Origin of the sequence: Kitasatospora sp. NPDC098652 (assembly GCF_044760155.1) — a bacterium.
Classification (GTDB): Bacteria; Actinomycetota; Actinomycetes; order Streptomycetales; family Streptomycetaceae; genus Kitasatospora.
Window position 1 is genome coordinate 39,314 of the sequence record NZ_JBIWAQ010000006.1, and the last position, 25,674, is coordinate 64,987.

Below are 25,674 nucleotides of genomic sequence, written 5' to 3' on the forward strand. Positions count from 1 at the left end.
ACGTCGTCCGGTCCACGCTAGCGCCTGCCCGGAGAGCCCAGTTGGACCGTCACACCTGAGGGGGAGACGTCCCGGTGCGCGTGCGCGGTTGCCGTCCGGGCCGCGCTTCTTGGTCGTGCATGGCCGGAGCCGACCATCGGCATGGGTGGCCATTGAGGCGTCGAGTGGGCCTGCCGGCCCGGAGTGAATGGTTGATCCGGATACAAGATTTCAAGGCCTTCTCGCCGTCTGCACAGGAAGTCGGTCTGAACGACTTCCTGTGCAGACGGCGGCGATGGGTGGTGCGGGGCCGGGTCAGCCGCGTTGGAGGAGGCGGGTGGCGCCGGTGACGACGGTGGAGGCGAGGAGCCAGCCGACGACGACGAGGCCGGCGGCGATCCACTGGCTGGCGCCGCCGGGGTTCCAGGCGCCCTGGTTGAGGTCGACGATGGGCAGCAGCCGGTCGAGGGTGTAGAGCACCGCGTTCCAGTGGGGTTTCTCGTCGGCCTTGAGCGGGTCCAGCGGGTGGGTGGCGAACCAGATGCTGCCGAGGGCCCAGGTGAGCAGGAGCCACAGGCCGGCGCGGCCGGGGCGGTAGCCGTAACCGACGGTGACGTCCTGGACCAGGCCCCAGCCCCGGGCGGGCAGTGGCAGGGTCTCCCGGCGGCGGCGCTGCTTGGCGTACAGCACCTCGCGGGCGTCGTCGTCGGCGCCGTCGCGGCGCAGCGCGGTGGCGAGCTGCTCGTAGGACTCCGGCTGGAACTCGACCGCGGAGCCCTCCAGCCAGGCGATCCGCTGCTGGACGGTGAACTGTCCGACCGGGCGGAGGTTCTCGTAGACGAAGCCGGTCAGCCGCAGGTGCTTGCCGAGCGGCCAGGCGTCCGGGGTGTCGACCAGGTTGCCGACCCGGGCGCGGGAGAGGGAGACGGTGCCGGTGGGCCGGATCTTGCAGGTGAACCGGAGTTCGGGGGTGTGGATGCGGCGCAGCGAGAGCTCGTCGTCACCCTCCAGGTGGAATTCTCCGGAGATCAGGCAGGCGGCGTCGAAGCGGGCGTCCGAGAGCCGCACCTGGCCGTAGGCGCGGAACGGGGTGCTGGGCGCGTCGGGCGGGGGGCTCTGGCCGTAACCGGAGCCGTAGTAGCTGCGGGAGCCGAACCAGCCGCCGTCGGCCGAGCTGGTCAGGTAGAGGGTGTGGCCGACGTTGAGCCGGACGGCGTTGAGGCAGACCCGGTTCTGCGGGTCGGCGTGCAGCTGGGCGCCGCGGAGCGAGAAGCGGCCGCCTATTCGGGCCGTGCGGACGCTCAACTCGCCCCGGGTCTCCAGGCGTTCGGCCTCGAAGTCCTGGTGGACGGTGATCCCGTCGGCGGACACCGCGCGGCCGTAGCGGTCGCCGCCGATGACGGCCAGGTTGAGGAGCAGGTCGGTGCCGATCTTGGCGTCGGTGAGCCGGATGCCGTCGGGGATCCGGCAGCGGGCCAGGTGGACGTCGCCGGTGGTGGCGAGCCGGGAGGCCTCCAGTCGGGGGATCAGGCAGTCGACCATCCGCAGGGTGGTGGCCGAGGCCTCCGAGATGAGGATCTTGTGCTCGAAGCGGCAGCCGCGCAGTTCGACGTACCGGTCGATGTGGCCGCCGGCCAGGTTGAGCGCGCCGGTGACGTACACCCCGCTCATCCGCAGCGAGGCGACCCGCCCGGCGGTGGGCCGCGGGCCGGCCAGCAGGAGGTGGGCGAGGACCTCGGCGCTCACCGTGCGTTCGGGGCCCCAGACGGTGTCCCCGAAGGGGTCGTCGATGTCGGTCCGGCCACACCGGAGGTCGAAGACCTCGCCCTCGCGGAAGGCCTCCCAGAGCTCCCGCTCGGTGTCGGTCCAGCACTCCGGAGCACTCTCCGCCATCGTTTCCCCGTCCCCCCGGTCGTCTCGCCTTTCGTATCACGGACTGAAATGCGGGACCAGCCGTTCCGGCCACTCCTTACACTGGGTGGCGTGATCTCTCGAATCGACCTCCGCGGCTCGCTGGACGACCCGCGTGCCCTGCTGCCCCGTGCCGAGTTCGACGTGGCGGCCGCCCTGGAGAAGGTGCGGCCGATCGCCGAGGACGTACGCCATCGCGGGGTCGCGGCGCTGATCGAGATCACCGAGCGTTTCGACGGCGTCCGGCTGGAGTCCACCCGGGTGCCCGCCGAGCAGCTGGCCGAGGCCCTGGAGACGCTGAACCCGAAGGTGCGGGCCGCGCTGGAGGAGTCGATCCGCCGCGCCCGGGCCGTGCACGCCGACCAGCGCCGCACCGGGCACACCACCCAGGTGGTGCCGGGCGGCACGGTCACCCAGCGCTGGGTGCCGGTCGAGCGGGTCGGCCTGTACGTGCCGGGCGGGCTGGCGGTCTACCCGTCCTCCGTGGTGATGAACGTGGTGCCGGCCCAGGAGGCGGGCGTCCGGGGCATCGCGGTGACCTCGCCGCCGCAGAAGGAGTTCGGCGGGCGGGTCCACCCGACCATCCTGGCGGCCTGCGCGCTGCTCGGCGTGGACGAGGTCTACTCCGTCGGCGGCGCCCAGGCGGTCGCGATGTTCGCCCTGGGCACCGAGGAGTGCGCCCCGGTGAACATGGTCACCGGCCCCGGCAACATCTACGTGGCCGCCGCCAAGCGGCTCTTCGCCGGCCGGATCGGCATCGACTCCGAGGCCGGCCCGACAGAGATCGCCGTCCTCGCCGACGACAGCGCGCTGCCGAGCGACGTCGCCGCCGACCTGATCAGCCAGGCCGAGCACGGCCCCACCTCCGGCTCGGTGCTGGTCACCGACTCCCCGGAGCTGGCCGACGCGGTCGAGGTCGAGCTGGTCACCCAGGTCGGCCGGACCAAGCACGGCGAGCGGGTCGCCGAGGCGCTCGGCGGCCGCCAGTCCGGCATCATCCTGGTCGACGACCTGGAGCAGGGCCTCGCCGTGGTCAACGCCTACGCCGCCGAGCACCTGGAGATCCAGACCCGCGACCCGCACGCGGTGGCGGCGAAGGTCGTCAACGCCGGCGCGATCTTCATCGGCCGCTGGACCCCGGTCTCGCTGGGCGACTACGCGGCCGGCTCCAACCACGTGCTGCCGACCGGCGGCTGCGCCTGCCACTCCTCCGGGCTGTCGGTGCAGACCTTCCTGCGCGGCGTCCAGGTCGTCGAGTACGACCGGCAGGCGCTGGCGGACGTCGCCGCGCACGTGGTCAACCTGGCGGAAGCCGAGGACCTCCCCGGACACGGGGACGCCATCAAGGCACGTTTTGTCGGAGACGAACAGAACTGGCAGAGCGACTGGACGGTGCCGGGCACGTGACCATCCGTACGACCCGTATCGACGACCTGCCCATCCGGGACGAGCTGCGCGGCCAGTCCCCGTACGGCGCACCGCAGTTGGACGTCCCCGTCCAGCTGAACACCAACGAGAACCCGTACCCGCTGCCCGAGGAGCTGGTGGCCCGGATCGCCGAGCGCGTCGCCGAGGCCGCCCGCCACCTCAACCGCTACCCCGACCGGGACGCGGTCGAGCTGCGCGAGGGCCTCGCCGCGTACCTGACCCGCACCACCGGTTTCCCGGTCACCCGCGAGCAGGTGTGGGCCGCCAACGGCTCCAACGAAGTCCTCCAGCAGCTGCTGCAGACCTTCGGCGGCCCCGGCCGCACCGCGCTCGGCTTCGAGCCCTCCTACTCGATGCACGCGCTGATCTCCCGGGGCACCGGCACCGCCTGGATCTCCGGCCCCCGCGACGACGACTTCACCATCGACGTGGACGCCGCCCTCGCGGCGATCGCCGAGCACCGGCCGAACGTGGTGTTCATCTGCTCGCCGAACAACCCGACCGGGACGGCCGTCGAGGCGGAGACCGTCCTGCGGCTGTACGAGGCCGCGCAGGCCGCCCGGCCAAGCCTGGTGGTCGTGGACGAGGCGTACGTCGAGTTCTCGCACCGCGCCTCGCTGCTGCCGCTGGTCGAGGGCCGCCCCAACCTGGTGGTCAGCCGCACCATGTCCAAGGCCTTCGGCGCCGCCGGGCTGCGCCTCGGCTACCTGGCCGCCGACCCGGCCGTGGTCGACGCCGTCCAGCTGGTCCGGCTGCCGTACCACCTGTCGGCCGTCACCCAGGCCACCGCGCTGGCCTGCCTGGAGCACACCGACACCCTGCTGGGGTACGTCGGCCGGCTCAAGGAGGAGCGCGACCGGCTGGTGGACGCGCTGCGCGGGATGGGCCTGGAGGTGACCGACTCGGACGCCAACTTCGTCCAGTTCGGCCGCTTCGCCGACACCCACGCCGTGTGGCGGGCCATCCTCGACCGGGGTGTCCTGGTCCGTGACAACGGGGTCCCCGGGTGGCTGCGCGTCACCGCCGGCACGCCCGCCGAGAACGACGCCTTCCTGGACGCCGTCCGTAATGTGATCAAGGAGCTGTAACCCCTCATGTCCCGCATCGGACGCGTCGAGCGCACCACCAAGGAGACCTCCGTCCTGGTCGAGATAGACCTCGACGGAACCGGCAAGACCGACATCTCCACCGGCGTCGGCTTCTACGACCACATGCTCGACCAGCTCGGCCGCCACGGCCTGTTCGACCTCACCGTCAAGACCGACGGCGACCTGCACATCGACACCCACCACACCATCGAGGACACCGCCCTCGCGCTCGGCGCCGCCTTCAAGCAGGCGCTCGGCGACAAGGTCGGCATCTACCGCTTCGGCAACTGCACGGTGCCGCTGGACGAGTCGCTCGCCCAGGTCACCGTCGACCTCTCCGGCCGGCCCTACCTGGTGCACACCGAGCCCGAGGGCATGGCGCCGATGATCGGCAGCTACGACACCACGATGACCCGGCACATCCTGGAGTCCTTCGTGGCCCAGGCGCAGATCGCGCTGCACGTGCACGTCCCGTACGGGCGCAACGCGCACCACATCGTGGAGTGCCAGTTCAAGGCACTGGCCCGGGCGCTGCGCTACGCCGCCGAGCGGGACCAGCGCGCGGCCGGAATCCTTCCCTCGACCAAGGGTGCGCTGTGAACAAGACCGCGACGATCCTCCTCTTCGTCGGCCTCTTCCTGGCGGGCGGGGTGATCTCCTTCTGGAAGCAGAAGCTCCCGAAGGGCGTCATCCTGGTGTTGGCCATCGGGGCCGTGATGTGCCTGGGCTCCGGCCTCATGCGCCTGTAACACCCGTAGCAGAGAGACTGGACACCTGAACATGGGCAAGAACGTCGTCGTCCTCGACTACGGCTCCGGCAACCTCCGCTCCGCGCAGCGCGCCCTGGAGCGGACCGGGGCGAACGTCACGGTCAGCTCCGACTACGACACCGCGATGGCCGCGGACGGCCTGCTCGTCCCCGGCGTGGGCGCCTTCGAGGCCTGCATGCGCGGCCTCAGGTCCGTCCGCGGTGACTGGATCATCGGCCGTCGGCTCGCCGGGGGCCGCCCGGTCATGGGCATCTGCGTGGGCATGCAGATCCTCTTCGAGAAGGGCGTCGAGCACGGGGTGGAGACGCCCGGCTGCGACGAGTGGCCCGGCACCGTCGAACCGCTGGACGCCCCGGTCGTCCCGCACATGGGCTGGAACACCGTGGACGTGCCCGAGGGCAGCCGGATGTTCGCCGGCCTCGACCCGGAGACCCGCTTCTACTTCGTGCACTCCTACGGCGTGCGGCACTGGGAGCTGGAGACCCACAGCGCGCGGATCAACCCGCCGCTGGTCACCTGGGCCACGCACGGGCAGCCGTTCGTCGCCGCGGTCGAGAACGGCCCGCTCTGGGCCACCCAGTTCCACCCCGAGAAGTCCGGCGACGCCGGCGCCGCCCTGCTGACCAACTGGGTCAACACCCTCTGAACGTCTGAGAGTTGTTACTGATGAGCCTTGAGCTGCTGCCCGCCGTCGACGTCCGCGACGGCCAGGCCGTCCGCCTGGTCAAGGGCGCCTCCGGCACCGAGACCTCCTTCGGCGAGCCGCTGGCCGCCGCCCTCGCCTGGCAGAACGCCGGCGCCGAGTGGCTCCACCTGGTCGACCTGGACGCCGCCTTCGGCACCGGCACCAACTACGAGCTGCTGCGCGAGGTCACCGGCCAGCTGGACCTCAAGGTCGAGCTGTCCGGCGGCATCCGCGACGACGAGTCGCTCGCCCGCGCCCTCGCCACCGGCTGCACCCGGGTCAACCTCGGCACCGCCGCCCTGGAGGCCCCCGAGTGGGTCGCCAAGGCCATCGCCGAGCACGGCGACAAGATCGCCGTCGGCCTGGACGTGGTCGGCACCACCCTGCGCGGCCGCGGCTGGACCCGCGACGGCGGCCAGCTCTTCGACGTCCTGGAGCGGCTGAACGCCGAGGGCTGCGCCCGCTACGTCGTCACCGACGTCAACCGCGACGGCACCCTCACCGGCCCCAACCTCCAGCTGCTGCGCGACGTCTGCGGCGCCACCGACCGCCCCGTCGTCGCCTCCGGCGGCGTCTCCTCCCTCGACGACCTGCGCGCCATCGCCGGTCTCGTCGACCTGGGTGTCGAGGGCGCCATCGTGGGCAAGGCACTCTACGAGCAGAAGTTCACCCTCGAAGAGGCCCTGGAGGCGGTTTCCGGATGACGGAAGGTCGGATCGTACGCGGCCGGGTGACGGGTTTCTCCCCCTGGGAGGAGGAGTTCGGCTACTCCCGGGCGGTCGCCGCGGGCGACCACGTGCACGTGGCCGGGTCCACCGCCTGGGTGAACGGCCGGATCGAGCACGAGGGCGACCCGTACCGGCAGACCCTCGCCGCGTTCGGCGTCGGGCTCTCGGCCCTCGCCGCGTACGGTCTGACCGCGGACGACGTGGTCCGCACCCGGATGTACATCACCCACGCCCGCGACGCCGAGGAGGTGGGCCGCGCCCACCGCCGACTCTTCGACGCCGCACGCCCGGTGGCCACCATGGTGGTGGTCGACGGGCTGATCGACTCCCGGATGATGGTCGAGGTCGAGCTCGACGCGTACCGCACCGGGCTGGCAACGACCCTGGAAGCCCTGGAAGGCAAGCAGCTGTGACCCTCGCCGTACGTGTCATCCCCTGCCTGGACGTGGACGCCGGGCGGGTGGTCAAGGGCGTCAACTTCCAGAACCTGCGCGACGCCGGCGACCCGGTCGAGATGGCCAAGCTCTACGACGCCGAAGGCGCCGACGAGCTGACCTTCCTCGACATCACCGCCTCCTCCGGCGACCGCGAGACCACCTACGACGTGGTCCGCCGCACCGCCGAGCAGGTGTTCATCCCGCTCACCGTCGGCGGCGGCATCCGTGCCGTCGACGACGTGAACCAGCTGCTGCGGGCCGGCGCCGACAAGGTCGGGGTCAACACCGCGGCCATCGCCCGGCCCGAGCTGATCCGCGAGATCGCCCAGCGGTTCGGGCGGCAGGTGCTGGTGCTGTCGGTCGACGCCCGGCGCTGCGCCGAGGGCGTGGAGACCGCCTCGGGCTACGAGGTCACCACCCACGGCGGGCGCCGCGGCACCGGTCTGGACGCCGTCGAATGGGCCGGCCGGGCGGCCGAGCTGGGCGCGGGCGAGATCCTGCTCAACTCGATGGACGCCGACGGCACCAAGGACGGCTACGACCTGGAGATGATCCGGGCCGTGCGCAAGGCGGTGTCGGTGCCGGTCATCGCCTCCGGCGGGGCGGGCAAGCTCGCCGACTTCGCCCCGGCCGTCGAGGCCGGTGCGGACGCCGTCCTCGCGGCCAGCGTCTTCCACTTCGGGGACCTGCGGATCGGCGAGGTCAAGAACGCGCTGCGGGAGGCCGGGCACCCGGTGCGGTGACCTGCGCTGTCGTGGAAGAGGGCCCGTCGCCGGTGTGCGGCGGGCCCTCACGCGTGTTCACGACTCGCGCGGGTGTCACGACCCGCGCGTGTTCACGACCCGTGCGTTGTTCACGACTCGCGCGGTTCGCCCTTGATCAGGGCGAACGGGGCGCCGTTGGGGTCCGCCAGCCAGGCGATCCGGCCGACGTTCTCCACGTTCTCGGCCGCCATCAGCACCTGGCCGCCGGCCGCCGTCGCCTTGCGGATCAGCGCGTCCACGTCGTTGGCGGCGAAGTACGGCGTCCAGGCGGACGGCTGGTCCGGCTGCATCGTCGGGGCGATGCCGCCGAAGCTCGTCTGCTGCTGGTCGCCCTCGGCGGTGGAGATCACCCGGTAGCTCATCCCCGGGGACGGCTCGAAGTTCTCCACCCGCCAGCCGAACAGCCCGTGGTAGAAGGAGAAGGCACCGTCCTGGTCCTTGGTGTGCAGCTCCGACCAGACCAGCGTGTTGTCCTCGGACACGGCGTCCAGGCCGACCGTGTTCCCGGCCTGCCAGACCGCGAACTCGGCGCCCTGCGGATCGGTCAGCGCCGCGAACCGGCCCTCCTGCATGACGTCCATCGGCGGGACCCGGACGGTGGCACCGGACTGCTCGGCCGCCTTGACCGTTCTCTCCACGTCGGCGGTGCGGAAGTACGTCGTCCAGGCGGACCGGGCGCCCGCGTCGAGGTTGCCGAGCGCGCCGACGGTCTTCCCGCCCGCCTGGAGGAACCCGTAGCCGCCCGCTTCGGGAACCTCCTGGAACGTCCAACCGAAGACCTTGCCGTAGAACGCGGCGGTGGCCGGGATGTCCGGGGTGCCGAGGTCGATCCAGCAGGGCGAGCCGATGGGGAAGTCGGTGGTGAGCATGAGGTGGTGCCCCTTCGATGGAGAGTGACCGGGGCGGTTCCGTCGGGCGCGCGCACGCCCCCTCCCCGGCCACCTGAGAGTCTGCACCCGGGTACTGACATCCGCAGCCGGGGCGCGCCCGGTCGGGCTGGGCCGTCGGGCGGCGGGGCGGCCGGTCGGCGGGGCTGTCGGTCGGCGGCCGGTCGGCTGGGCCGCGGGGCGCGGCCGGGCGCCGGCTACAGCCAGCCGCGCTGCGCCGCCTTGAGGCCGGCCTCGAAGCGACTGGTGGCATCGAGCCGCTCCATCAGGGCGGACATCTGGCGGCGCACGGTGCGCAGCGAGATGCCGAGCCGCTTGCCGGCGGCCTCGTCGGTCAGGCCCGTCCCGAGCAGGCGGAGCAGGTCGCGTTCGGACGGGGTGAGGCCGGTGTCGTGATGCGTGGGCTGGTCGGCGCCGAGCGGTACGGCGGTGGACCAGGCTTGTTCGAACAGGGCGACCAGGGAGGCCACCAGACCGGGCTCGCTGGTACAGAGCGCCCCGAGCCTGGTCCGCGTCGGGTCGATCGGGACGACGGCCGTGCGCCGGTCGAAGACCAGCAGCCGGGGCGGCAGCAGGGGCGCCGTCCGCACCTGGCCGCCGAGCTCGGTGAGCCACTGGGCGTACGCGTGGGTGGCCTGGTCGTTGCGGACGCTGTCCTGGTAGAGCGTCCGCATGGCGACGCCGCGCTCCAGGGCGTCCTGGTCGAGCGGGCGGGCGGCGTCCATGCTGGCCTGGGACTGCGCCCCGCCCGAGATCGCGGCGAGGAACTCCTCCTGGAGGCCGCGCGCCAGCATCTCGAGCTTGGCCTGGATCGCGTCCATCCCGACCAGGCGCTCGGTGGCGTCCGAGGCGGTGTTGGGTACCAGGTCCGCGTAGGCGGCGACGGCCCGGGCCACGGCCGCCTTGCTGGCGGCCAGCTCCTGCTGGCGGCGGGCCAGCTCGTCCTCCTGGCGGCGGAGGACGGCCTCCAGACCGACCGCCGGGCTGACCGGGCGCAGCGCGCCGGACACCTCCTGGGAGGGCCGCAGCAGCGTCAGGTCCGCGAGTTGGTCGAGGGCTTCCCTGACGGTGGTCTCGGAGAGGCCGAGCCGGCGGCAGAGGTCGGCGACCCCGCAGCCGGGCTCGACCAGCAGGGCGGTGTAGACGGCTTCCGCCGTCGGGTTCAGTCCGAGTACTTCGAGCACGATTCCCCCCGGTCACGGCGATGCGGGCGGCCCGGCAAACGTCAAGGCCACCTGCGTGATTCTCACAGTTCGAACACGTGCGTGCAAGGAGAGCTGACGGACCGTCGGAGGAGCCGGTGTGGTGGCGGTGGCGGCCCGGACCGCTGAGGCGGAGGTGGAGAGCCGGGGCTGGGGTGGCGCGATGGTGCCAGGCCTGATGGTGCCTCATGGAAGGCCTTCCGGAGCGCCGGTCGGGCTTGCAGGATAGGGATCACCGAGCCGCAGGGGCGCCGAGCCCCGGGCCGGTGGGAGACGGGAAAGCAGCCGTCGCCCGTTCGACGAAACTGATCGACCATCAACCAGGGGGTTGTTCTCCATGCGGATCTCCGCTCGCGTTTCCGGTGTCCTCGCGGCTGCGGCAGTGGTGGCCACGCTCGCTCTGCCGGCCGTCACCGCCGCCGCCACCGCACCGGTCACCGTGGCGGGCGTGTCCGCGGCGAGCGACCCCGGCACGGGCGTGCCCACCCCGAGCGGGACCGGCAAGCCCGGCCTGGGCGACCCGGGCAGCATCAGCTGGGACAGCAAGAAGTGACCACTGCCGTCGGCGCCGGCCACGCGGACCGAGCCCGATGCACATTGTCCGTCTCACCCTGACGAGCCCCGACCCGCGTCCGCCGACCGGGGCCGACGCCCATGTCCTCAAGGACGTGCTCTGGGCCCACGCAGATCCCTGCGGCGGCCTGGAGCACGTCCAGTCGAGAGTCCGTCAGGACTCCATCGACCTCATCATCTTCACCAGCGGCGGAAGCGGCGACAACGCCCCCGCCCATTCGCTGGCCATCTGTTCCGCCGCCCTCTCGCGGTCTCCGGTCTTCCGGTCCTGGCGTCTCTCCGTCGCCGGCTGACGGCCGTCCACATCCTGCCGGAGTTCCTCCGGCGCTTCCTCTTCCGGTGATCCGGGCGCTCTTCGCCGCACCGGTCCTCCGAATGCCCTTTCCAGGAGTTCTCATGTCCCGCAAGGCCTATCTCCGCACGTCCGCCGTCGCCCTCGGCCTGGCCGGCTCGCTGTCGCTCGGGCTGTTCGTCCAGGGCGGCGCCGCGTTCGCCGCCGAACCCGCCCCCGCGGATGCCGCCACGACCGCCACCGCGGTCGCGGGCGGCGAGTACGGCGGCGCCGGCCAGCCGGTCGGGGCCGGCAAGGGCGCAGGAGCCTTCCAGGCGCCCTCCGTTGACGGTTCGTCCGCCGCCGCTTCGATGCTGGCCCCCGCGGTCTCCCGGAGCGAGGCGATCCAGCGCGCCAAGACCTGGGTCGGCATCGGCCTCGACTACAGCTGGACCGGCTCGCACAACGGGTACCGCACCGACTGCTCCGGCTACGTCTCGATGGCCTGGAAGCTCGGCGACTCGCTGACCACCGACACCTTCGGCCCGCAGGGCGTCACCGAGGGGATCAGCAAGGGCGACCTCAAGGCCGGCGACGCGCTGCTCAACGACAACAGCGGGGCCAGCGGCCACGTGGTGCTGTTCGAGAAGTGGACCGACTCCGACCACTACATGGGCTACGAGTTCACCGGCAGCGGCGTCCACTACCGCGAGATCCCCTACCCGTACTACCCCGGCTACGGCACCTTCGTGCCGGTCCGCAACAAGTCCATCCGCGAGGACGGCCCGTCGGACCCGGGGATGACGAACCTGACGGCCGGTGACTTCAACGGTGACGGCAAGAAGGACCTGGTGGCGGTGGAGGTGTCGACGGGGAAGCTGTGGCTGTACCCGGGGTCGGGGTCGGGCACGCTGGGCAGCCGGGTGGAGATCGGTTCCGGTGGTTGGAACGGGATGAGCAACCTGGCGGCCGGTGACCTGAACGGTGACGGCAAGGACGACATCGTGGCGACCGAGAAGTCGACCGGGAAGCTGTGGCTGTACCCGGGGACGGGTCGTGGTCTGGGTGACCGGGTGGAGATCGGTTCCGGTGGTTGGAACGGGATGAACAACTCCGCGGTGGGTGACTTCAACGGTGACGGCAAGAAGGACCTGGTGGCGAGTGAGAACTCGACCGGGAAGCTGTGGCTGTACCCGGGCAACGGCCACGGTCTGGGTGACCGGGTGGAGATCGGTACCGGTGGCTGGAACGGGATGAACAAGATCGTCAGCCCTGGGGACATGAACAAGGACGGCAAGGACGACCTGGTGGCGACCGAGACGTCCACGGGGAAGCTGTGGCTGTACCCGGGGACGGGTCGTGGTCTGGGTGACCGGGTGGAGATCGGTTCCGGTGGTTGGAACGGGATCTCCGACTACGCGGGGGCGGACTTCACCGGTGACGGCATCGGTGACCTGGCGGCGGTGGAGTCCGCGCCGGGTGAGACCGGAAAGCTCTACCTCTACAAGGGCACCGGCAACGGTCTGAGCTCCCGCACCGAGATCGGCACCGGCGGCTGGTGAGCCGTCGAACCCAACGAAGTCGAACCCAGCGAAGTCGAACGCAACGAAGCAGTACTGAACGAACGTCAGCCAATACCGATTCCAGGGGGAGAACACCCATGTCCGCACACACCCGCATGCGCAGGAGCCTGGCCGTCCTCGTGCTGAGCCTCGCACCGCTCGGCCTCGCCGGCACGGCCGATGCCGCGTCGGTCAGCACCTGGGACAAGGTGGCCGCCTGCGAGAGCAGCGGCAACTGGTCCATCAACACCGGCAACGGCTACTACGGCGGCCTCCAGATATCCGAGGACAACTGGCGGCACTACGGCGGCACCCAGTACGCGGCCTATCCGCACCAGGCGACCAAGAAGGAACAGATCCTGATCGCCGAGAAGATCCTCGCCGACCAGGGAGCCGGCGCATGGGGATGCAGCCCCGGCACCGGACTCTCGACCGACCATGCTGACCCGTACCCGGCAGGCCCGTCGGACCCGGGGATGACGAACCTGACGGCCGGTGACTTCAACGGTGACGGCAAGAAGGACCTGGTCGCGGTGGAGGTGTCGACCGGGAAGCTGTGGCTGTACCCGGGGTCGGGGTCGGGCACGCTGGGCAGCCGGGTGGAGATCGGTTCCGGTGGTTGGAACGGGATGAGCAACCTGGCGGTCGGTGATCTGAACGGTGACGGCGGGGACGACATCGTGGCGACCGAGAAGTCGACCGGCAAGCTCTGGCTGTACCCGGGCAACGGCCACGGCATCGAGGGCCGGATCGAGCTCGGTAGCGGCGGCTGGAACGGCATGAACAACACCGCGGTGGGCGACTTCAACGGCGACGGCGTCGCCGATGTCGTGGCGAGTGAGAACTCGACCGGGAAGCTGTGGCTGTACCCCGGCCGCGGCGGGTACCTGGGTGACCGGGTGGAGATCGGTACCAGTGGCTGGAACGGGATGAACAAGATCGTCAGCCCTGGGGACATGAACAAGGACGGCAAGGACGACCTGGTGGCGACCGAGACGTCCACGGGGAAGCTGTGGCTGTACCCGGGCAACGGCCACGGTCTGGGTGACCGGGTGGAGATCGGTTCCGGTGGTTGGAACGGGATCTCCGACTACGCGGGGGCGGACTTCACCGGTGACGGCATCGGTGACCTGGCGGCGGTGGAGTCCGCGCCGGGTGAGACCGGGAAGCTCTACCTCTACAAGGGCACCGGCAAGGGGCTGAGCTCCCGCACCGAGATCGGCACCGGCGGCTGGTAGGCCGAAGGTCGGACGGCGGGCCCGTCGGTCAGGGAGATCCCTGGCCGGCGGGCCCGACGTCGTCGACCGCCGGCGACGTCCTGCCAGGCGGTGGGGTGGCAGGCGGTGGGGTGGCGGGGCATCGGCGGGTGTGAGCCGCGTCACTTCCGCGGTGGTCGTGCAGCAGGGCGCGGCCGGCTGCCGTCATGGGGGTGGAAGTGACGGCGGGAGAGAGTGAGGCCGCGGGTGAGGCTGCGCAGGACCGGTCCCGGGATCGACTTCGTCGAGTTCGTGGAGCAGCGTTCGGGCGCGCTGTTCCGCACGGCGTACGTGCTCACCGGGGACGCCCACACCGCGGAGGACCTCGTTCAGGAGACGCTGGAGCGGGCCTGCCGCCACTGGCGGCGGGTGGCGCGCGCGGAGGTGCCCGAGGCGTACGTCCGTCGGATCCTGGTGAACCTGGCCAACGACCGCTGGCGGCGGCTGCACCGCTCGGGCGAGCGCCCCGCGCCGGAACCCGGCGTCGAGCACCCCGATCCCCGCGACGCCTACCGGTCGGTGGAGCTGCGCGCGGAGCTCGTCGCGGCGCTGCACACGCTGCCGATGGGGATGCGCACCGTGGTCGTCCTGTACTACCTCCACGACCTCGGGGACCAGGAGATCGCGCAGACGCTGGACATCTCTCCCGGCGCCGTGCGCTCACAACTCGCCCGCGGGCTCGCGAAATTGCGGGCCGCACTGCCTCGGCAGGATGTCCCGTCCGCGTCGTCGACCTCGCGTGAAGGTGCGTGATGATCCGTTTCCCGCCCCACGACCCCGGCCCCGCATCCGGCCCCGCATCCGATTCCGCATTCGGTTCCGCTTTCGACCAGGAGTTGCTCGCCGCCATGACTGCCTTCGCCGACGATGCCCCCGCCCCCGTGATCGACGCCGTGGGGATCCGGCGCGCGGTGCGCCGGCGCACCGTGCTCACCGGAGCCGCGGCGGTGGCGGCGGTGGCCGTCATCGCGACGGGCGCCGCCCTGCTCGTGCCCGGATCGACGGGTGGCGGGGACCGCCCGTCGGGGACCGGGCCGGCCCCGGCCGTCCAGTCGGCGCCCGCTTCCGCCTCGCCTTCCGGACCCGCGTCCGTCTCGGCATCGGCATCGCCCTCGGCGCCGGTGTCGGCGCCCGTCGGCGGGCCGACGGCGACCGAGGGCGCCCCTTCCCCGGCCGCCCCGCCCGCGTCCGGCGCCTCGACCGTGACCGTGCCCCCGCTCACCGGCCTGTCCCGGGACGCCGCCACCCGGCTGCTGGACGCGGCCGGGCTGCGCTACGAGGTCCACGAGCTCACCGACTGGAAGGTGCCCGCCGGATCCGTCGTCAACTCCGAGCCGCAGGCCGGGCGTACCGTGGCGGCGAACGAGACGGTCCAGCTGTTCATCTCCAAGGGCCGCCCCAAGGGCTGACCGGCCGACCGGGTCGCGGGGGGGCCCCCGCCCCCCCCCGGGGGCCCCCCCCCCCCCCCGGGGTGGGGGGGGGCCCCCCCCCCCCCCCCCGACGTTACAGCCGTGGGACCGCGGGCGCGGGGCCCGTAGCCACGGCCCAACCCCCCCCCGGCGGGGGGGGCGCCCGGGGGGCCCAACGTCCCGTCCCCTGGTGCCCCCCCCCCCCCCCCCCCCGGGGGGGGGGGGGCCGCCGGGGGGGGGGGCCCCCCCCCCCCCCCCGGGGGGCCCCCCCGCGACCGCGCGGGTTTCTCGGTTGCCGCTGCCGCCACCCGCTTCGTATCCTGCTGTGCAACGCGTCGACGGAGACGAGTAGCCAGGGAACACGCGAGCAGAGAGAACCGCCGGAAGCTGGGAAGGCGGTCTCGCGCCCCGAGGCGAAGACCCTCCTGAGCGCGGGGAGGAACGACCCCACATCCGGTGGTCCAATGCCCCGCCGGCCGGCCCCCGTCACCGGGCCTGAACGAGGCCGCCGCTCCGGTGGCGGCGAAAGTGCGGTGGTACCGCGAGTCACCCTTCTCGCCCGCACTCCCAAGGGATCATGACGATGTCCTTCGGAGGACCTCAATGATCCACAGCCGCGTCCGTGTCTCCGAGCTGCGGGAACACCTCGGCCGTACCGTCTCCGTCTGCGGCTGGGTGCACACCCTGCGCCTGCAGCGCGCCATGCAGTTCGTCCTCGTGCGGGACGGCACCGGCCTGGTGCAGGTGACCCACCGGCGGGACGGCGGGCCACTGGAGGCCCGGCTCGACGCCCTCACCCCCGAGTCCGCCGTGCGGATCACCGGCCGCGTCGTCGAGGCGACCCAGGTCAAGCTCGGCGGCCTGGAACTCGTCCCCGAGACGGTCGAGGTGCTGAACCCGGCCGCCACTCCACTGCCGATCGACGACCGCACCGGCCCGGAGCAGCGGCTGGACTGGCGCTTCCTGGACGTGCGCCGCCGCCCCGCCGTGCAGCTGCTGTTCGCCGTCCAGACCACCCTGGAACAGGGCCTGCGCGCGTACGCCCACGCGCAGGGCGCCACCGAGATGCACACCCCCAAGCTGATGGGCACCGCCTCGGAGTCCGGCGCGGAGGTCTTCGAGGTCGGCTACTTCGGCCGCAGCGCCTACCTGGCGCAGTCGCCGCAGTTCTTCAAGCAGATGGCGATCGCGGCCGGCATCGACAAGGTCTTCGAGATCGGGCCGGTCTTCCGCGCCGAACCGTCGTTCACCTCCCGGCACGCCACCGAATTCACCGGCGTGGACGTGGAGTTGGCCTGGATCGACGACGTCGAGGAGGTGATGGCCTTCGAGGAGCGGATGCTCGCCCACGCCATCGCCGAGGTCGCGGACCGGCACGGGGAGGCGATCGCCGAGCACTTCGGCGTCGAGGTCACCGTGCCCACGACGCCCTTCCCCCGGATCACCATGGCCGAGGCGCAGGAGATCCTCCGCGAGGGCGGCTGGGACCGGGAGGGCGTCAAGGACGACCTCGACCCGGAGGGCGAACGGGCCATCGCGGCCCACCTCAAGGAGGCCACCGGGCACGAGTTCGCCTTCATCACCCGCTACCCGGTCGGCATCCGCCCCTTCTACCACAGGCGCCCCGCCGACGACCCGACCGTGACCCTGAGCTTCGACCTGCTCTGGAAGGGCCTGGAGATCACCACCGGCGCCCAGCGCGAGCACCGGTACGACGTGCTGCTGGAGCAGGCCGCCGAGAAGGGCCTGGGCGCGGAGCCGATGCGGGACTACCTGAACGCGTTCCGGTACGGCTGCCCGCCGCACGGGGGCTTCGGCATGGGCCTCGGACGGGTGTTGATGGTCCTGCTCGGCCTGCCCTCGATCCGCGAGGCCACTTTCCTCTTCCGCGGCCCGAACCGGCTCACGCCGTAGGACGGGCGGGGGAGTTCGCGCAGGAGGTCGGTCGGGCCGACCTCCTGCGCGGAGCCCCTACGGCAGGGGCAGGACGTGGCGGAGGGCCTCGACGGCGTCCTGGGGGCCGTCGACGGTGAGGGTGGTGCGGGCGCCCCGGCCGTAGGCGAAGAGGACGAGCTCGCCGGGGTCGCCGGTGAGCTGGACGGTGGGGGCGCCGGCGGGGCCGACGGTGAGGGACCGGCCGTCGGGGCGGGCCAGGGTGAGGCGGACGGGGGAGCGGCGGCCGGCCTCGAAGCGGGCGATCATCGGGAGCCGGCGCCAGAGGGCCTCGGCGCGACCGGGCGGGACGGGCTGGGCGGTCCAGTCCTCGCCGGCCCGGGCGACGTCCTCGGCGTGGACGAAGTACTCGACGGTGTTGGCCGCCTCGTCGGCGCCGGGGAGGGCGAAGAGGGAGTGGACGGGCGGGCCGGCGCGGAAGAGTCGGACCAGTTCCTCGTAGGGGCGTGACGCGTAGTCGTCCTGGATGCGCTTCGTCCGGCCGGCCAGGGCGGCGACCCGGATGCCGGCCGCGGCGTCGGGGCGGCGCTCGCGGATCACCAGGTGGGCGGCGAGGTCCCGGGTGGTCCACCCGGCGCAGAGGGTCGGCGCGTCCGGCCCTGCGGCGGTGAGGAGTTCGGCGAGGCGGTGGCGTTCGGCCAGGGCGTGGTTCGACATGGTGACAACCCTAGGGGTGGAGCGGGGCGGTGAGTTTGGGGCCGCCCTGTTTGTTGCCGGCGGTGAGGGTGCAGGCGTAGTCGCGCCAGCCGTCCTTGTAGTTGGCGAGGGCGGGGCCGAACTGGCGGGGGTAGTAGGTGCGGCCGTCGCTCTGGTGGGACTTGGCGGTGGTCTCGGCGTCCTTGCAGCCGTCGCGCATGGCGAGGGCGATGGGGATCTCGCCGGTGAGGCCGTCGGGGAGCTTGGGGGTGGCGATGACCTCGCCGTCGTGGTCGCCGGTGCAGGGGCGTTGCTCGGCCTTGGTGATGACCGGGCTCAGCTGGGGGTGGTCGAAGCAGGTGCCGACCGGGAAGTAGGCGTACGGGGGCTGGGGCTTGCTGGGGGTCGGCGTCGGGGTGGGGGTGGGCGTCGGGGTGGCCGAGGGCGGGGGCGGGGCCGCGGCGGGCTTCGGGGCGTCCTCGGGCCAGAGCAGCACGGTGGCCACCACCGCGAGCAGTACGGCCAGGACGGCGGCGACGGTGATCACCAGGCTCCGGGGCGGACGGGTGGCGGCGGCTTCGGGCGGCTGCTGCTCGGAGGTCATGGCCCCGAGGATGGACCACCGGGGCCGTCCCCGACAGGCGGTTGGCGGAACTGCCCCCGAACGGGACGCCCGCGAACGGTTCGCCGCCCGGACGGAACGGTTCACCGCCCGGACGGGCTGACACAATGGCCCCATGTCCACCACACCCGCCGCCCCCGGCTCCACCGCTCTCGACCCCGCGATCGCCGCCCGCCTCAAGCGCACCGAGGACGGCCTGGTCCCGGCCGTCGCGCAGCAGTACGACACCGGCGAGGTGCTGATGCTGGGCTGGATGGACGACGAGGCGCTGCACCGCACGCTCACCACCGGCCGCTGCACGTACTGGAGCCGCAGCCGCAACGAGTACTGGGTGAAGGGCGACACCTCCGGTCACGTGCAGGCGGTCAAGTCGGTGGCACTGGACTGCGACGGCGACACCCTGCTGGTGAAGGTCGACCAGACCGGCGCGGCCTGCCACACCGGCGACCGGACCTGCTTCGACGCCGACGTCCTCCCGCTCGCCTGACCCACCCCGACCACAGCCGACTCCAGAACCCAGAAGGTGCCGCCCCGCATGGACCTCGAAGCCTTCCGCAAGCTCGCCGTCGACACCCGGGTCATCCCGGTCACCCGCAGGCTCCTCGCGGACGGCCTCACCCCGATCGGCCTGTACCGCAGCCTCGCCGAGGAGCGCCCCGGCACCTTCCTGCTGGAGTCCGCCGAACAGGGCAGCTGGTCGCGCTACTCCTTCGTGGGCGTGCGCAGCGCCGCCGCGCTGACCGCCGACGCGGACGGCGGCGCCCGCTGGCTGGGCACCCCGCCGGTGGGCATCCCGACCGGCGGCGACCCGCTGGAGGTGCTGCGGGCCGCCCTGGAGGCGCTGCACACCCCGCGGCGCGCCGACGACGGCCTGCCGCCGCTGACCGGCGGCCTGGTCGGCTACCTCGGGTACGACATCGTCCGCCGACTGGAGAAGCTGCCGGACCTGAACCCGGACGACCTCGGGCTTCCCGAGCTGACCATGCTGCTGGCCACCGACCTCGCGGTGCTCGACCACTCCGACGGCACGGTGCTGCTGATCGCCAACGCCGTCAACCACAACGACCTGGCGAGCGGCGTGGACGAGGCGTACGCGGACGCGGTGGCGCGCCTGGACGCGATGGAGGCCGGCCTGTTGAAGCCGGTCGACCCGGGCCTGGCGACCTTCACCCCGGTCGGCCCGGGGGAGGTCCACTCGCCGTTCGGCGGGGCGCCGTTCCGGGCCGCGGTGGAGGAGGTCAAGGAGCGGATCCGGGCCGGCGAGGCCTTCCAGGTGGTGCCCTCGCAGCGCTTCGAGGCGCCCTGCCCGGCCTCCGCGCTGGACGTCTACCGGGTGCTGCGCACCACCAACCCGAGCCCGTACATGTACCTGTTCCGCTTCCCCGGCCCGGACGGCGGCGCCGAGGGCGGCTTCGACGTGGTCGGCTCCAGCCCGGAGGCGCTGGTCAAGGTCACCGAGGGGGAGGCGATGCTGCACCCGATCGCCGGCACCCGGCACCGCGGCGCGACCCCGCACGAGGACGCGGCGCTGGCCGCCGAGCTGCTGGCCGACCCCAAGGAGCGGGCCGAGCACCTGATGCTGGTCGACCTGGGCCGCAACGACCTGGGGCGGGTCTGCGAGCCGGGCAGCGTCGAGGTGGTCGACTTCATGCAGATCGAGCGCTACAGCCACGTGATGCACATCGTCTCGACGGTGACCGGCAAGGTCGCCCCCGGGCGCAGCGCCTTCGACGTGCTGACGGCCTGCTTCCCGGCGGGCACCCTGTCCGGCGCGCCCAAGCCGCGGGCGATGCGGATCATCGAGGAGCTGGAGCCCACCCGCCGCGGCCTGTACGGCGGCTGCGTCGGCTACCTGGACTTCGCCGGGGACTCGGACACCGCGATCGCGATCCGCACCGCGGTGCTGCGCGACGGCACCGCGTACGTGCAGGCGGGCGCGGGCGTGGTCGCCGACTCGGACCCGCACGGCGAGGACACCGAGTGCCGCAACAAGGCGGCCGCCGTGCTGCGGGCCGTCGCCACCGCCAATACGCTGCGGAGGCCGGAACTGTCCTGAGGCGCGAGGAGGCGGCCGGATGCCCGAGGTGCCGTACGACGAGCTGCGCTGGGCGGTCGTGTTCGGCGCGGCCGTCCAGATCCAGGGTGAACTCGGGGGCCGGGGACGGGTGTTGTCCCGCGTCCTGATCGACTTCCCGGCCGCGCACGGCCCGCTCGCCCCGGACCTGGCGGTGCTCGCCGCGGACGCCGTCCACAACGCCCGGGGCCGGTACGCGGCCGCCGCGGTCGAGGCGGTGCTGGAGGCGGCCCACCCGGGCCGCGACCACGCCTGGGCGCGGGCCTGCGCGGAGAGCGGCGTGCCGCTGTACGTGGTGGTCGACCCGGCGGCCGCCACCTGCACCGTGCACACCGCGCCGTCCCCCGGCGGGGTGTACCGGGAGGCCGAGCGGGTGCCCTTCGGCAACGACCTGTTCCTGCCGCTGGGCGGGCGCACGGTGGTGCTGCGGACGGACGAGTTCCCCACCCCGGGTACGGCGCGGGGCGTGGCCCGGGGGACACTGGACGGGTGACCGCCGCAGACCAGACCCCCGCCCCCGCCGCTCCCGCCCCGCCCCGGGCCGGCCGCCGCACGCTCGGCGTGATGCTGCTGCTGACCGTGCTGAGCGCCGTGCTGGTGCTGACCGCGGCCGGGCGGACCTGGGCCGAGGGCCGGGCCGGCACCCTGGAGGTGTCCGTCACCGGCGGCAAGATCTCCGAACTGCCCGGCGGGCTGGCCCTGGTGGGCCTGGCCGCGGCCGTCGCGGTGTTCGCGGTGCGCGGGGCGGGCCGGCTCGCGGTCGGCGCGCTGACCCTGCTGGCCGGGCTGGGCGCGGCCGCCGCCTCGGTGGCCGGGGCCTCGGACACCGCCGCGCTGGACAGCGCCGCCTCCGGCAAGCTGGCGCTGGCCGGCTCCACCGCCACCGAGGTGGCGCACACCGGCTGGCCCTGGGTCGCGCTGGCCGGCGGACTGCTGCTCGCCGTGGCCGGGCTGATCACCCTGCGCTACGGCCGCGGCTGGCCGGCCATGGGCAGCCGCTACGAGGCGCCGACCCGCAAGGCCCCGGCGAAGGCCGACACCCCCGGTGACCTGTGGAAGGCCCTGGACCGCGGCGAGGACCCGACCGCGGTCTGAGCACCGGAGGCCCCGGGCGCCGGTGTGACGCCGGCGCCGGTGTGACGCGATAGACGGGCCACCCGCTTTGGGGGGCCGATGTGTGGCCCGGCACAATGGGAACCGTCAACCCGCCGGCGGCCCCGCAGGCCCGGCCGGGCCCCGAGAGCCTAGGAGCACCATCGATGGCAGCAGCAGCACACGGCCACAACCCCGCCGCCTGGACCGGCGTCGTCATCTCCTTCGCCGGCTTCGGCATCGCGGGTGTCGCGATGATCCTGCCGTCGCCGCTGCTCGTCTGGGCCGGTCTGGCGGTCGTCCTGGTGGGCGGCATCGTCGGCAAGGCCATGTCGATGGCCGGCATGGGCAAGCAGCCCAGCACCAACGTCTACAAGTCGGTCGAGGAGCAGCACGCCGCCCGCCGGGCGGCCGTCGAGTCCCGCGAGGCCGTCGCCGCCTGACCTGCGGACATTCGCACAACCGAACGGCGGGCGCGCCACGCCCGCCGTTTCGTGCTGTCCGGGCCCGGCGCGGGCACAATCGGGGCGTGAACGCCGCCCCCACCGCCTCCGCCCCGCCGCCCGTACTGCGCCGGATGGGCCCGCCGCTGACCGCCCTGGCGGCGGTGGCCGTTCCCGCCGGGTACGTCGCGGCGGTGGACCCGAACGCCCCCGGGCACTACCCCGACTGCCCCTTCCTGACCGCCACCGGCTGGTGGTGCCCCGGCTGCGGGGGCCTGCGCTGCGTCCACGCGCTGGCCCACGGGGACCTCACCGGCGCGCTGCACGACAACGCGGTGGCCGTCCTGCTGTTCGCGGTGCTGGCGCTGCTCTGGCTGCGCTGGGCCTGGGCGGCGCTGACCGGCGGACCGCCGGTGCGGGTCTCGGTGGGCGGTCGGCGCTGGGCGCTGATCGGCCTGCTGGTGCTGGTGTTCGCGGTGGTGCGGAACCTGCCGGTGGGGGCGGGGCTGGCGCCGCCGGTGGTCTGAGCCGGGCCCGGCGGGCCGCTGCCGGCCCGAGGCCGCCCTGCCGCTGCCCCGCCGCCGCCCTGGCCCGGCCACGGCCTCCGGCCCGGCCACGGCCGGTGGAGAGCCGGTGAAGCCGCAGTTGAGAGCCGTACCGGGAGCGTCCCGTTCCGCGAGACGCGGGACGGGCGGATGCGCTGAGCGGACCCGGGTGCCGATACCATCGAAGGGCCGACGGGCCCCCGCCCGTCCGGCTCGCGCTGGCGAACCAGCAGAAATGATGGGGGCTCCTGAGTGAGTGTGCTCGACTCGATCATCGAAGGGGTCCGCGAGGACCTCGCCGAGCGGCAGGCCCGGGTCTCCCTGGACGAGCTCAAGGCGCTCGCGGCCAAGGCTCCGGAGGCCAAGGACGGCGTCGCCGCCCTCAAGGGCGACGGGATCCGGGTGATCTGCGAGGTCAAGCGCTCCAGCCCGTCCAAGGGCGCGCTGGCCTCGATCGCCGACCCGGCGGCCCTGGCCCGCGACTACGCGGCCGGCGGTGCCGCCGCGATCAGCGTGCTGACCGAGCAGCGCCGCTTCGGCGGGTCGCTCGCCGACCTGGACGCCGTCCGTGCCGCGGTGGACACCCCGCTGCTGCGCAAGGACTTCATCGTCACCGCATACCAGCTGTGGGAGGCCCGCGCCCACGGCGCCGACCTCGCGCTGCTGATCGTCGCCGCCCTCGACCAGCCGGCCCTGGTGTCGCTGATCGAGCGCGCCGAGTCGATCGGCCTCACCCCGCTGGTCGAGGTGCACGACGAGGAGGAGATCAAGCGCGCGGTGGACGCCGGGGCGCGGATCATCGGCGTCAACGCCCGCAACCTGAAGACCCTCGAAGTGGACCGCAACACCTTCGAGAACGTCGCCCACGCCATTCCGGACGGCATCGTCAAGATCGCCGAGTCCGGTGTGCGCGGCCCGCTGGACGTGATCAACTACGCCAACCTGGGCGCCGACGCGGTGCTGGTCGGCGAGTCCCTGGTGACCGGCAAGGACCCGCGGGCCGCGGTCGCCGACCTGGTCGCGGCCGGCGCCCACCCCGCCGTCCGGCACAAGGACTGACACCGCCCCGATGAAGATCGCCACCCGACTCGCCCCCGGCTGCCGCCCGCGCGGCTGCCGCGCGCCCGCCCGCCGGGTGCTGGGGCGCCGGGTGCGGTACGTGATCGGGTGCGAGCCGGGTCAGGTGCCCGGACGGCGATGGCGCGTGACGCCCGGCTGAACCAGCCGATCAGACGTCACCGTCATCCATCTCCGTCAAGGGAAACCACATGTCCGAGAAGGACTACCTGCCCGGCGCCCAGGTGCCGGACGCCCGCGGCTACTTCGGCGCGTACGGCGGCCGCTTCATCCCCGAGGCGCTGGTCGCCGCGGTCGAGCAGGTCGCCGAGGAGTACGAGAAGGCCAAGACCGACCCGGCCTTCACCGCCGAGCTGGACGGGCTGCTCAAGGACTACACCGGGCGCCCGAGCCCGCTGACCGACGTGCACCGCTTCTCCGCCGAGGCGGGCGGCGCCCGGATCCTGCTCAAGCGCGAGGACCTCAACCACACCGGCTCGCACAAGATCAACAACGTGCTGGGCCAGGCCCTGCTCACCAAGCGGATGGGCAAGACCCGGATCATCGCCGAGACCGGCGCCGGCCAGCACGGGGTGGCCACCGCCACCGCCTGCGCCCTGTTCGGCTTCGACTGCACCATCTACATGGGCGAGGTCGACACCGAGCGCCAGGCGCTCAACGTCGCCCGGATGCGGATGCTCGGGGCCGAGGTCGTCGCCGTCAGGTCCGGCTCGCGGACGCTCAAGGACGCCATCAACGAGGCCTTCCGCGACTGGGTCGCCAACGTCGACTCCACCCACTACCTGTTCGGGACGGTCGCCGGGCCGCACCCCTTCCCGATGATGGTCCGCGACTTCCACCGGGTCATCGGCGTCGAGGCGCGGCAGCAGGTGCTCGACCGGACCGGGCGGCTGCCCGACGCCGTCGTGGCCTGCGTCGGCGGCGGCTCCAACGCGATGGGCATCTTCCACGAGTTCATCCCGGACGCCGGGGTGCGGCTGATCGGCTGCGAGGCGGCCGGCGAGGGCGCCGACACCCCCCGGCACGCGGCCACCCTGACCAAGGGCGACCCCGGCGTGCTGCACGGCTCGCGGACGTACGTCCTCCAGGACGAGGACGGGCAGACCATCGAGTCGCACTCCATCTCGGCCGGGCTGGACTACCCCGGCGTCGGGCCGGAGCACGCCTGGCTCAAGGACACCGGGCGGGCCGAGTACCGGCCGGTCACGGACGACGCGGCGATGCAGGCGCTGCGGCTGCTCTCCCGCACCGAGGGGATCATCCCGGCTATCGAGAGCGCCCACGCGCTCGCCGGCGCGCTGGAGCTGGGCCGCGAGCTCGGACCGGAGGCGACCATCCTGGTCTCGCTCTCCGGGCGCGGCGACAAGGACATGCACACCGCGGCCCAGTACTTCGGGCTCTACGACTCGCCGGCCGGCTCCGGCGACGCGGCCGGCGGCGCGGCCGAGGGGGGTAAGTGATCATGGCTTCGAAGCTGAGCACCGTACTGGCGGCGGCCAGGGCCGAGGACCGGGCCGCGCTGATCGGCTACCTCCCGGCCGGGTTCCCCACGGTCGACGGCGGGATCCGGGCGGTCGGCGCACTGATCGAGGGCGGCTGCGACGTCGTCGAGATCGGTCTGCCGCACTCCGACCCGGTCCTGGACGGGGCCGTGATCCAGACTGCGGACGACATCGCGCTGCGGGGCGGGGTGCGGATCAAGGACGTGCTGCGCACCGTCCAGGAGGTGGCCGCCGCCCACCCGGGGACGGCGGTGCTGGTGATGACCTACTGGAACCCGGTCGACCGGTACGGGGTGGCGCGCTTCGCGGCCGACCTGGCCGCCGCGGGCGGGGCCGGGTGCATCCTGCCGGACCTGCCGGTGGAGGAGTCCGAGGAGTGGCGCAAGGCGGCGGACGAGCACGGGCTGGACACCGTGTTCGTGGTCGCGCCGAGCAGCAAGGACGCGCGGCTGGCGGAGGTCACGGCGGCCGGGAGCGGCTTCGTCTACGCGGCCGCCGTCATGGGCGTGACCGGGACGCGGTCGGCGGTGGGCTCGCTGGCGGAGGACCTGGTCGCCCGGACCCGGGCCACCACCGACCTGCCGGTCTGCGTCGGGCTCGGCGTCTCCGATGCCGAGCAGGCGGCGGAGGTCGCCCGGTTCGCGGACGGCGTCATCGTTGGGTCCGCGTTCGTGAAGCGGATCCTGGCGGCCGGTGCGGACGAGGCCGCCGGCCTGGCCGCGGTCCGCGCGCTGGCCGGGGAGCTGGCGGCGGGCGTGCGCAGGCGCTGACCCGCGACAG

30 protein-coding genes are annotated in these 25,674 nt (G+C 73.1%); 25 read left to right on the forward strand and 5 right to left on the reverse strand.

The window, feature by feature from the left end:
• Window positions 1–294: 294 nt before the first annotated feature.
• On the reverse strand, window positions 295–1,872 hold the full coding sequence (locus ACIQWA_RS15580; RefSeq protein ID WP_402482533.1) for an oxidoreductase: 1,578 nt from the start codon (window positions 1,870–1,872) through the stop codon (window positions 295–297).
• Window positions 1,873–1,962: 90 nt separating this feature from the next.
• Here ACIQWA_RS15580 and hisD point away from each other — a divergent pair, with 90 nt between their 5' ends.
• Genes hisD through hisF form a run of 8 tightly spaced genes read left to right on the forward strand, consistent with a single transcriptional unit; the run spans window position 1,963 to window position 7,769 of the window.
• Window positions 1,963–3,297: a histidinol dehydrogenase gene (gene hisD, locus ACIQWA_RS15585; RefSeq protein ID WP_402482535.1), complete on the forward strand. Its 1,335-nt coding sequence runs from the start codon at window positions 1,963–1,965 to the stop codon at window positions 3,295–3,297.
• Window positions 3,294–4,406 (forward strand): histidinol-phosphate transaminase, encoded by a 1,113-nt coding sequence (locus tag ACIQWA_RS15590; RefSeq protein WP_402482538.1) that lies wholly within the window; start codon window positions 3,294–3,296, stop codon window positions 4,404–4,406. Before hisD ends, ACIQWA_RS15590 begins: the two co-directional genes overlap by 4 nt.
• Before the next feature lie 6 nt (window positions 4,407–4,412).
• Entirely contained in the window at window positions 4,413–5,006 is a 594-nt protein-coding gene (hisB, locus tag ACIQWA_RS15595; protein WP_360245228.1) for an imidazoleglycerol-phosphate dehydratase HisB, read from the forward strand.
• Window positions 5,003–5,155, forward strand: coding sequence for a hypothetical protein (locus tag ACIQWA_RS15600; RefSeq protein ID WP_188302392.1), 153 nt, complete (start codon window positions 5,003–5,005; stop codon window positions 5,153–5,155). Before hisB ends, ACIQWA_RS15600 begins: the two co-directional genes overlap by 4 nt.
• 31 nt (window positions 5,156–5,186) lie before the next feature.
• On the forward strand, window positions 5,187–5,822 hold the full coding sequence (hisH, locus tag ACIQWA_RS15605; protein ID WP_360245222.1) for an imidazole glycerol phosphate synthase subunit HisH: 636 nt from the start codon (window positions 5,187–5,189) through the stop codon (window positions 5,820–5,822).
• 17 nt (window positions 5,823–5,839) lie between these two features.
• Entirely contained in the window at window positions 5,840–6,565 is a 726-nt protein-coding gene (gene priA / locus ACIQWA_RS15610; RefSeq protein ID WP_402483303.1) for a bifunctional 1-(5-phosphoribosyl)-5-((5-phosphoribosylamino)methylideneamino)imidazole-4-carboxamide isomerase/phosphoribosylanthranilate isomerase PriA, read from the forward strand.
• Window positions 6,562–7,002, forward strand: coding sequence for a RidA family protein (locus ACIQWA_RS15615; RefSeq protein WP_402482542.1), 441 nt, complete (start codon window positions 6,562–6,564; stop codon window positions 7,000–7,002). The genes priA and ACIQWA_RS15615 overlap by 4 nt, the downstream gene beginning before the upstream one ends.
• The gene (gene hisF / locus ACIQWA_RS15620; RefSeq protein ID WP_360245216.1) at window positions 6,999–7,769 is read left to right on the forward strand and encodes an imidazole glycerol phosphate synthase subunit HisF; all 771 of its coding nucleotides are present in this window, start codon (window positions 6,999–7,001) and stop codon (window positions 7,767–7,769) included. The genes ACIQWA_RS15615 and hisF overlap by 4 nt, the downstream gene beginning before the upstream one ends.
• Window positions 7,770–7,879: 110 nt before the next feature.
• Here the strand turns inward: hisF and ACIQWA_RS15625 are convergent, their stop codons facing one another.
• Together ACIQWA_RS15625 and ACIQWA_RS15630 are read right to left on the reverse strand one after the other, a co-directional pair.
• Window positions 7,880–8,659 (reverse strand): VOC family protein, encoded by a 780-nt coding sequence (locus ACIQWA_RS15625; protein WP_402482546.1) that lies wholly within the window; start codon window positions 8,657–8,659, stop codon window positions 7,880–7,882.
• Between the two features lie 215 nt (window positions 8,660–8,874).
• Window positions 8,875–9,861 carry a LuxR C-terminal-related transcriptional regulator gene (locus ACIQWA_RS15630; protein WP_360245210.1) on the reverse strand — a complete coding sequence of 329 codons (987 nt, stop codon included), beginning with the start codon at window positions 9,859–9,861 and terminating at the stop codon, window positions 8,875–8,877.
• A gap of 355 nt (window positions 9,862–10,216) precedes the next feature.
• Here ACIQWA_RS15630 and ACIQWA_RS15635 point away from each other — a divergent pair, with 355 nt between their 5' ends.
• From ACIQWA_RS15635 to aspS, 7 genes are all read left to right on the forward strand, one after another.
• Window positions 10,217–10,432 (forward strand): hypothetical protein, encoded by a 216-nt coding sequence (locus tag ACIQWA_RS15635; RefSeq protein ID WP_360245207.1) that lies wholly within the window; start codon window positions 10,217–10,219, stop codon window positions 10,430–10,432.
• 37 nt (window positions 10,433–10,469) lie between these two features.
• The gene (locus tag ACIQWA_RS15640) at window positions 10,470–10,745 is read left to right on the forward strand and encodes a hypothetical protein (protein ID WP_360245204.1); all 276 of its coding nucleotides are present in this window, start codon (window positions 10,470–10,472) and stop codon (window positions 10,743–10,745) included.
• Between the two features lie 103 nt (window positions 10,746–10,848).
• Complete coding sequence (locus ACIQWA_RS15645; protein WP_402482551.1) at window positions 10,849–12,285, forward strand: FG-GAP-like repeat-containing protein; 1,437 nt, start codon at window positions 10,849–10,851, stop codon at window positions 12,283–12,285.
• 98 nt (window positions 12,286–12,383) lie between these two features.
• Window positions 12,384–13,523 (forward strand): FG-GAP-like repeat-containing protein, encoded by a 1,140-nt coding sequence (locus ACIQWA_RS15650; RefSeq protein WP_402482554.1) that lies wholly within the window; start codon window positions 12,384–12,386, stop codon window positions 13,521–13,523.
• Between the two features lie 291 nt (window positions 13,524–13,814).
• Complete coding sequence (locus ACIQWA_RS15655; RefSeq protein WP_402483306.1) at window positions 13,815–14,294, forward strand: SigE family RNA polymerase sigma factor; 480 nt, start codon at window positions 13,815–13,817, stop codon at window positions 14,292–14,294.
• Window positions 14,295–14,389: 95 nt separating this feature from the next.
• Window positions 14,390–14,950: a PASTA domain-containing protein gene (locus ACIQWA_RS15660; protein WP_402482557.1), complete on the forward strand. Its 561-nt coding sequence runs from the start codon at window positions 14,390–14,392 to the stop codon at window positions 14,948–14,950.
• Between the two features lie 603 nt (window positions 14,951–15,553).
• Complete coding sequence (aspS, locus tag ACIQWA_RS15665; protein ID WP_402482560.1) at window positions 15,554–16,864, forward strand: aspartate--tRNA(Asn) ligase; 1,311 nt, start codon at window positions 15,554–15,556, stop codon at window positions 16,862–16,864.
• A gap of 57 nt (window positions 16,865–16,921) precedes the next feature.
• Here the strand turns inward: aspS and ACIQWA_RS15670 are convergent, their stop codons facing one another.
• Together ACIQWA_RS15670 and ACIQWA_RS15675 are read right to left on the reverse strand one after the other, a co-directional pair.
• Window positions 16,922–17,560 (reverse strand): TIGR03085 family metal-binding protein, encoded by a 639-nt coding sequence (locus ACIQWA_RS15670; RefSeq protein ID WP_402482563.1) that lies wholly within the window; start codon window positions 17,558–17,560, stop codon window positions 16,922–16,924.
• Between the two features lie 10 nt (window positions 17,561–17,570).
• Window positions 17,571–18,143 carry a hypothetical protein gene (locus ACIQWA_RS15675; protein ID WP_402482566.1) on the reverse strand — a complete coding sequence of 191 codons (573 nt, stop codon included), beginning with the start codon at window positions 18,141–18,143 and terminating at the stop codon, window positions 17,571–17,573.
• A 133-nt stretch (window positions 18,144–18,276) separates the two neighbouring features.
• Between ACIQWA_RS15675 and hisI the strand changes: the two genes are divergently transcribed.
• The 10 genes from hisI to trpA all read left to right on the forward strand — a co-directional run bounded on the left by hisI (window position 18,277) and on the right by trpA (window position 25,664).
• A complete protein-coding gene (gene hisI, locus ACIQWA_RS15680; protein ID WP_360245180.1) occupies window positions 18,277–18,648 on the forward strand; it encodes a phosphoribosyl-AMP cyclohydrolase in 372 nt (123 codons plus the stop codon).
• Window positions 18,649–18,696: 48 nt separating this feature from the next.
• Window positions 18,697–20,217 carry an anthranilate synthase component I gene (locus ACIQWA_RS15685; RefSeq protein ID WP_402482568.1) on the forward strand — a complete coding sequence of 507 codons (1,521 nt, stop codon included), beginning with the start codon at window positions 18,697–18,699 and terminating at the stop codon, window positions 20,215–20,217.
• Between the two features lie 19 nt (window positions 20,218–20,236).
• A complete protein-coding gene (locus tag ACIQWA_RS15690; RefSeq protein WP_402482571.1) occupies window positions 20,237–20,728 on the forward strand; it encodes a Uma2 family endonuclease in 492 nt (163 codons plus the stop codon).
• Window positions 20,725–21,330: a TIGR02234 family membrane protein gene (locus tag ACIQWA_RS15695; RefSeq protein ID WP_402482574.1), complete on the forward strand. Its 606-nt coding sequence runs from the start codon at window positions 20,725–20,727 to the stop codon at window positions 21,328–21,330. Before ACIQWA_RS15690 ends, ACIQWA_RS15695 begins: the two co-directional genes overlap by 4 nt.
• Window positions 21,331–21,494: 164 nt before the next feature.
• Window positions 21,495–21,770: an HGxxPAAW family protein gene (locus ACIQWA_RS15700; protein ID WP_402482577.1), complete on the forward strand. Its 276-nt coding sequence runs from the start codon at window positions 21,495–21,497 to the stop codon at window positions 21,768–21,770.
• 86 nt (window positions 21,771–21,856) lie between these two features.
• Window positions 21,857–22,297, forward strand: a complete 441-nt coding sequence (locus tag ACIQWA_RS15705; RefSeq protein WP_402482580.1) for a DUF2752 domain-containing protein — start codon at window positions 21,857–21,859, stop codon at window positions 22,295–22,297.
• Between the two features lie 270 nt (window positions 22,298–22,567).
• Window positions 22,568–23,374: an indole-3-glycerol phosphate synthase TrpC gene (trpC, locus tag ACIQWA_RS15710; protein ID WP_350510236.1), complete on the forward strand. Its 807-nt coding sequence runs from the start codon at window positions 22,568–22,570 to the stop codon at window positions 23,372–23,374.
• Between the two features lie 10 nt (window positions 23,375–23,384).
• Window positions 23,385–23,534, forward strand: coding sequence for a tryptophan biosynthesis modulator TrpM (gene trpM, locus ACIQWA_RS15715; RefSeq protein ID WP_402482583.1), 150 nt, complete (start codon window positions 23,385–23,387; stop codon window positions 23,532–23,534).
• A gap of 49 nt (window positions 23,535–23,583) precedes the next feature.
• A complete protein-coding gene (gene trpB / locus ACIQWA_RS15720) occupies window positions 23,584–24,852 on the forward strand; it encodes a tryptophan synthase subunit beta (RefSeq protein ID WP_402482586.1) in 1,269 nt (422 codons plus the stop codon).
• 2 nt (window positions 24,853–24,854) lie between these two features.
• Window positions 24,855–25,664, forward strand: coding sequence for a tryptophan synthase subunit alpha (trpA, locus tag ACIQWA_RS15725; RefSeq protein ID WP_360245159.1), 810 nt, complete (start codon window positions 24,855–24,857; stop codon window positions 25,662–25,664).
• Window positions 25,665–25,674 lie beyond the last annotated feature (10 nt).

Excerpts from the sequence above, each read along its gene's own strand:
- ACIQWA_RS15580 (WP_402482533.1), bottom strand. The coding sequence starts at position 1,872 with ATGGCGGAGAGTGCTCCGGAGTGCTGGACCGACACCGAGCGGGAGCTC.
- hisB (WP_360245228.1), top strand. The coding sequence starts at position 4,413 with ATGTCCCGCATCGGACGCGTCGAGCGCACCACCAAGGAGACCTCCGTC.
- hisH (WP_360245222.1), top strand. The coding sequence starts at position 5,187 with ATGGGCAAGAACGTCGTCGTCCTCGACTACGGCTCCGGCAACCTCCGC.
- ACIQWA_RS15615 (WP_402482542.1), top strand. The coding sequence starts at position 6,562 with ATGACGGAAGGTCGGATCGTACGCGGCCGGGTGACGGGTTTCTCCCCC.
- ACIQWA_RS15625 (WP_402482546.1), bottom strand. The coding sequence starts at position 8,659 with ATGCTCACCACCGACTTCCCCATCGGCTCGCCCTGCTGGATCGACCTC.
- ACIQWA_RS15635 (WP_360245207.1), top strand. The coding sequence starts at position 10,217 with ATGCGGATCTCCGCTCGCGTTTCCGGTGTCCTCGCGGCTGCGGCAGTG.
- ACIQWA_RS15640 (WP_360245204.1), top strand. The coding sequence starts at position 10,470 with ATGCACATTGTCCGTCTCACCCTGACGAGCCCCGACCCGCGTCCGCCG.
- ACIQWA_RS15645 (WP_402482551.1), top strand. The coding sequence starts at position 10,849 with ATGTCCCGCAAGGCCTATCTCCGCACGTCCGCCGTCGCCCTCGGCCTG.
- ACIQWA_RS15650 (WP_402482554.1), top strand. The coding sequence starts at position 12,384 with ATGTCCGCACACACCCGCATGCGCAGGAGCCTGGCCGTCCTCGTGCTG.
- ACIQWA_RS15660 (WP_402482557.1), top strand. The coding sequence starts at position 14,390 with ATGACTGCCTTCGCCGACGATGCCCCCGCCCCCGTGATCGACGCCGTG.
- aspS (WP_402482560.1), top strand. The coding sequence starts at position 15,554 with ATGATCCACAGCCGCGTCCGTGTCTCCGAGCTGCGGGAACACCTCGGC.
- ACIQWA_RS15670 (WP_402482563.1), bottom strand. The coding sequence starts at position 17,560 with ATGTCGAACCACGCCCTGGCCGAACGCCACCGCCTCGCCGAACTCCTC.
- ACIQWA_RS15675 (WP_402482566.1), bottom strand. The coding sequence starts at position 18,143 with ATGACCTCCGAGCAGCAGCCGCCCGAAGCCGCCGCCACCCGTCCGCCC.
- hisI (WP_360245180.1), top strand. The coding sequence starts at position 18,277 with ATGTCCACCACACCCGCCGCCCCCGGCTCCACCGCTCTCGACCCCGCG.
- ACIQWA_RS15685 (WP_402482568.1), top strand. The coding sequence starts at position 18,697 with ATGGACCTCGAAGCCTTCCGCAAGCTCGCCGTCGACACCCGGGTCATC.
- ACIQWA_RS15690 (WP_402482571.1), top strand. The coding sequence starts at position 20,237 with ATGCCCGAGGTGCCGTACGACGAGCTGCGCTGGGCGGTCGTGTTCGGC.
- ACIQWA_RS15700 (WP_402482577.1), top strand. The coding sequence starts at position 21,495 with ATGGCAGCAGCAGCACACGGCCACAACCCCGCCGCCTGGACCGGCGTC.
- trpM (WP_402482583.1), top strand. The coding sequence starts at position 23,385 with ATGAAGATCGCCACCCGACTCGCCCCCGGCTGCCGCCCGCGCGGCTGC.
- trpB (WP_402482586.1), top strand. The coding sequence starts at position 23,584 with ATGTCCGAGAAGGACTACCTGCCCGGCGCCCAGGTGCCGGACGCCCGC.
- trpA (WP_360245159.1), top strand. The coding sequence starts at position 24,855 with ATGGCTTCGAAGCTGAGCACCGTACTGGCGGCGGCCAGGGCCGAGGAC.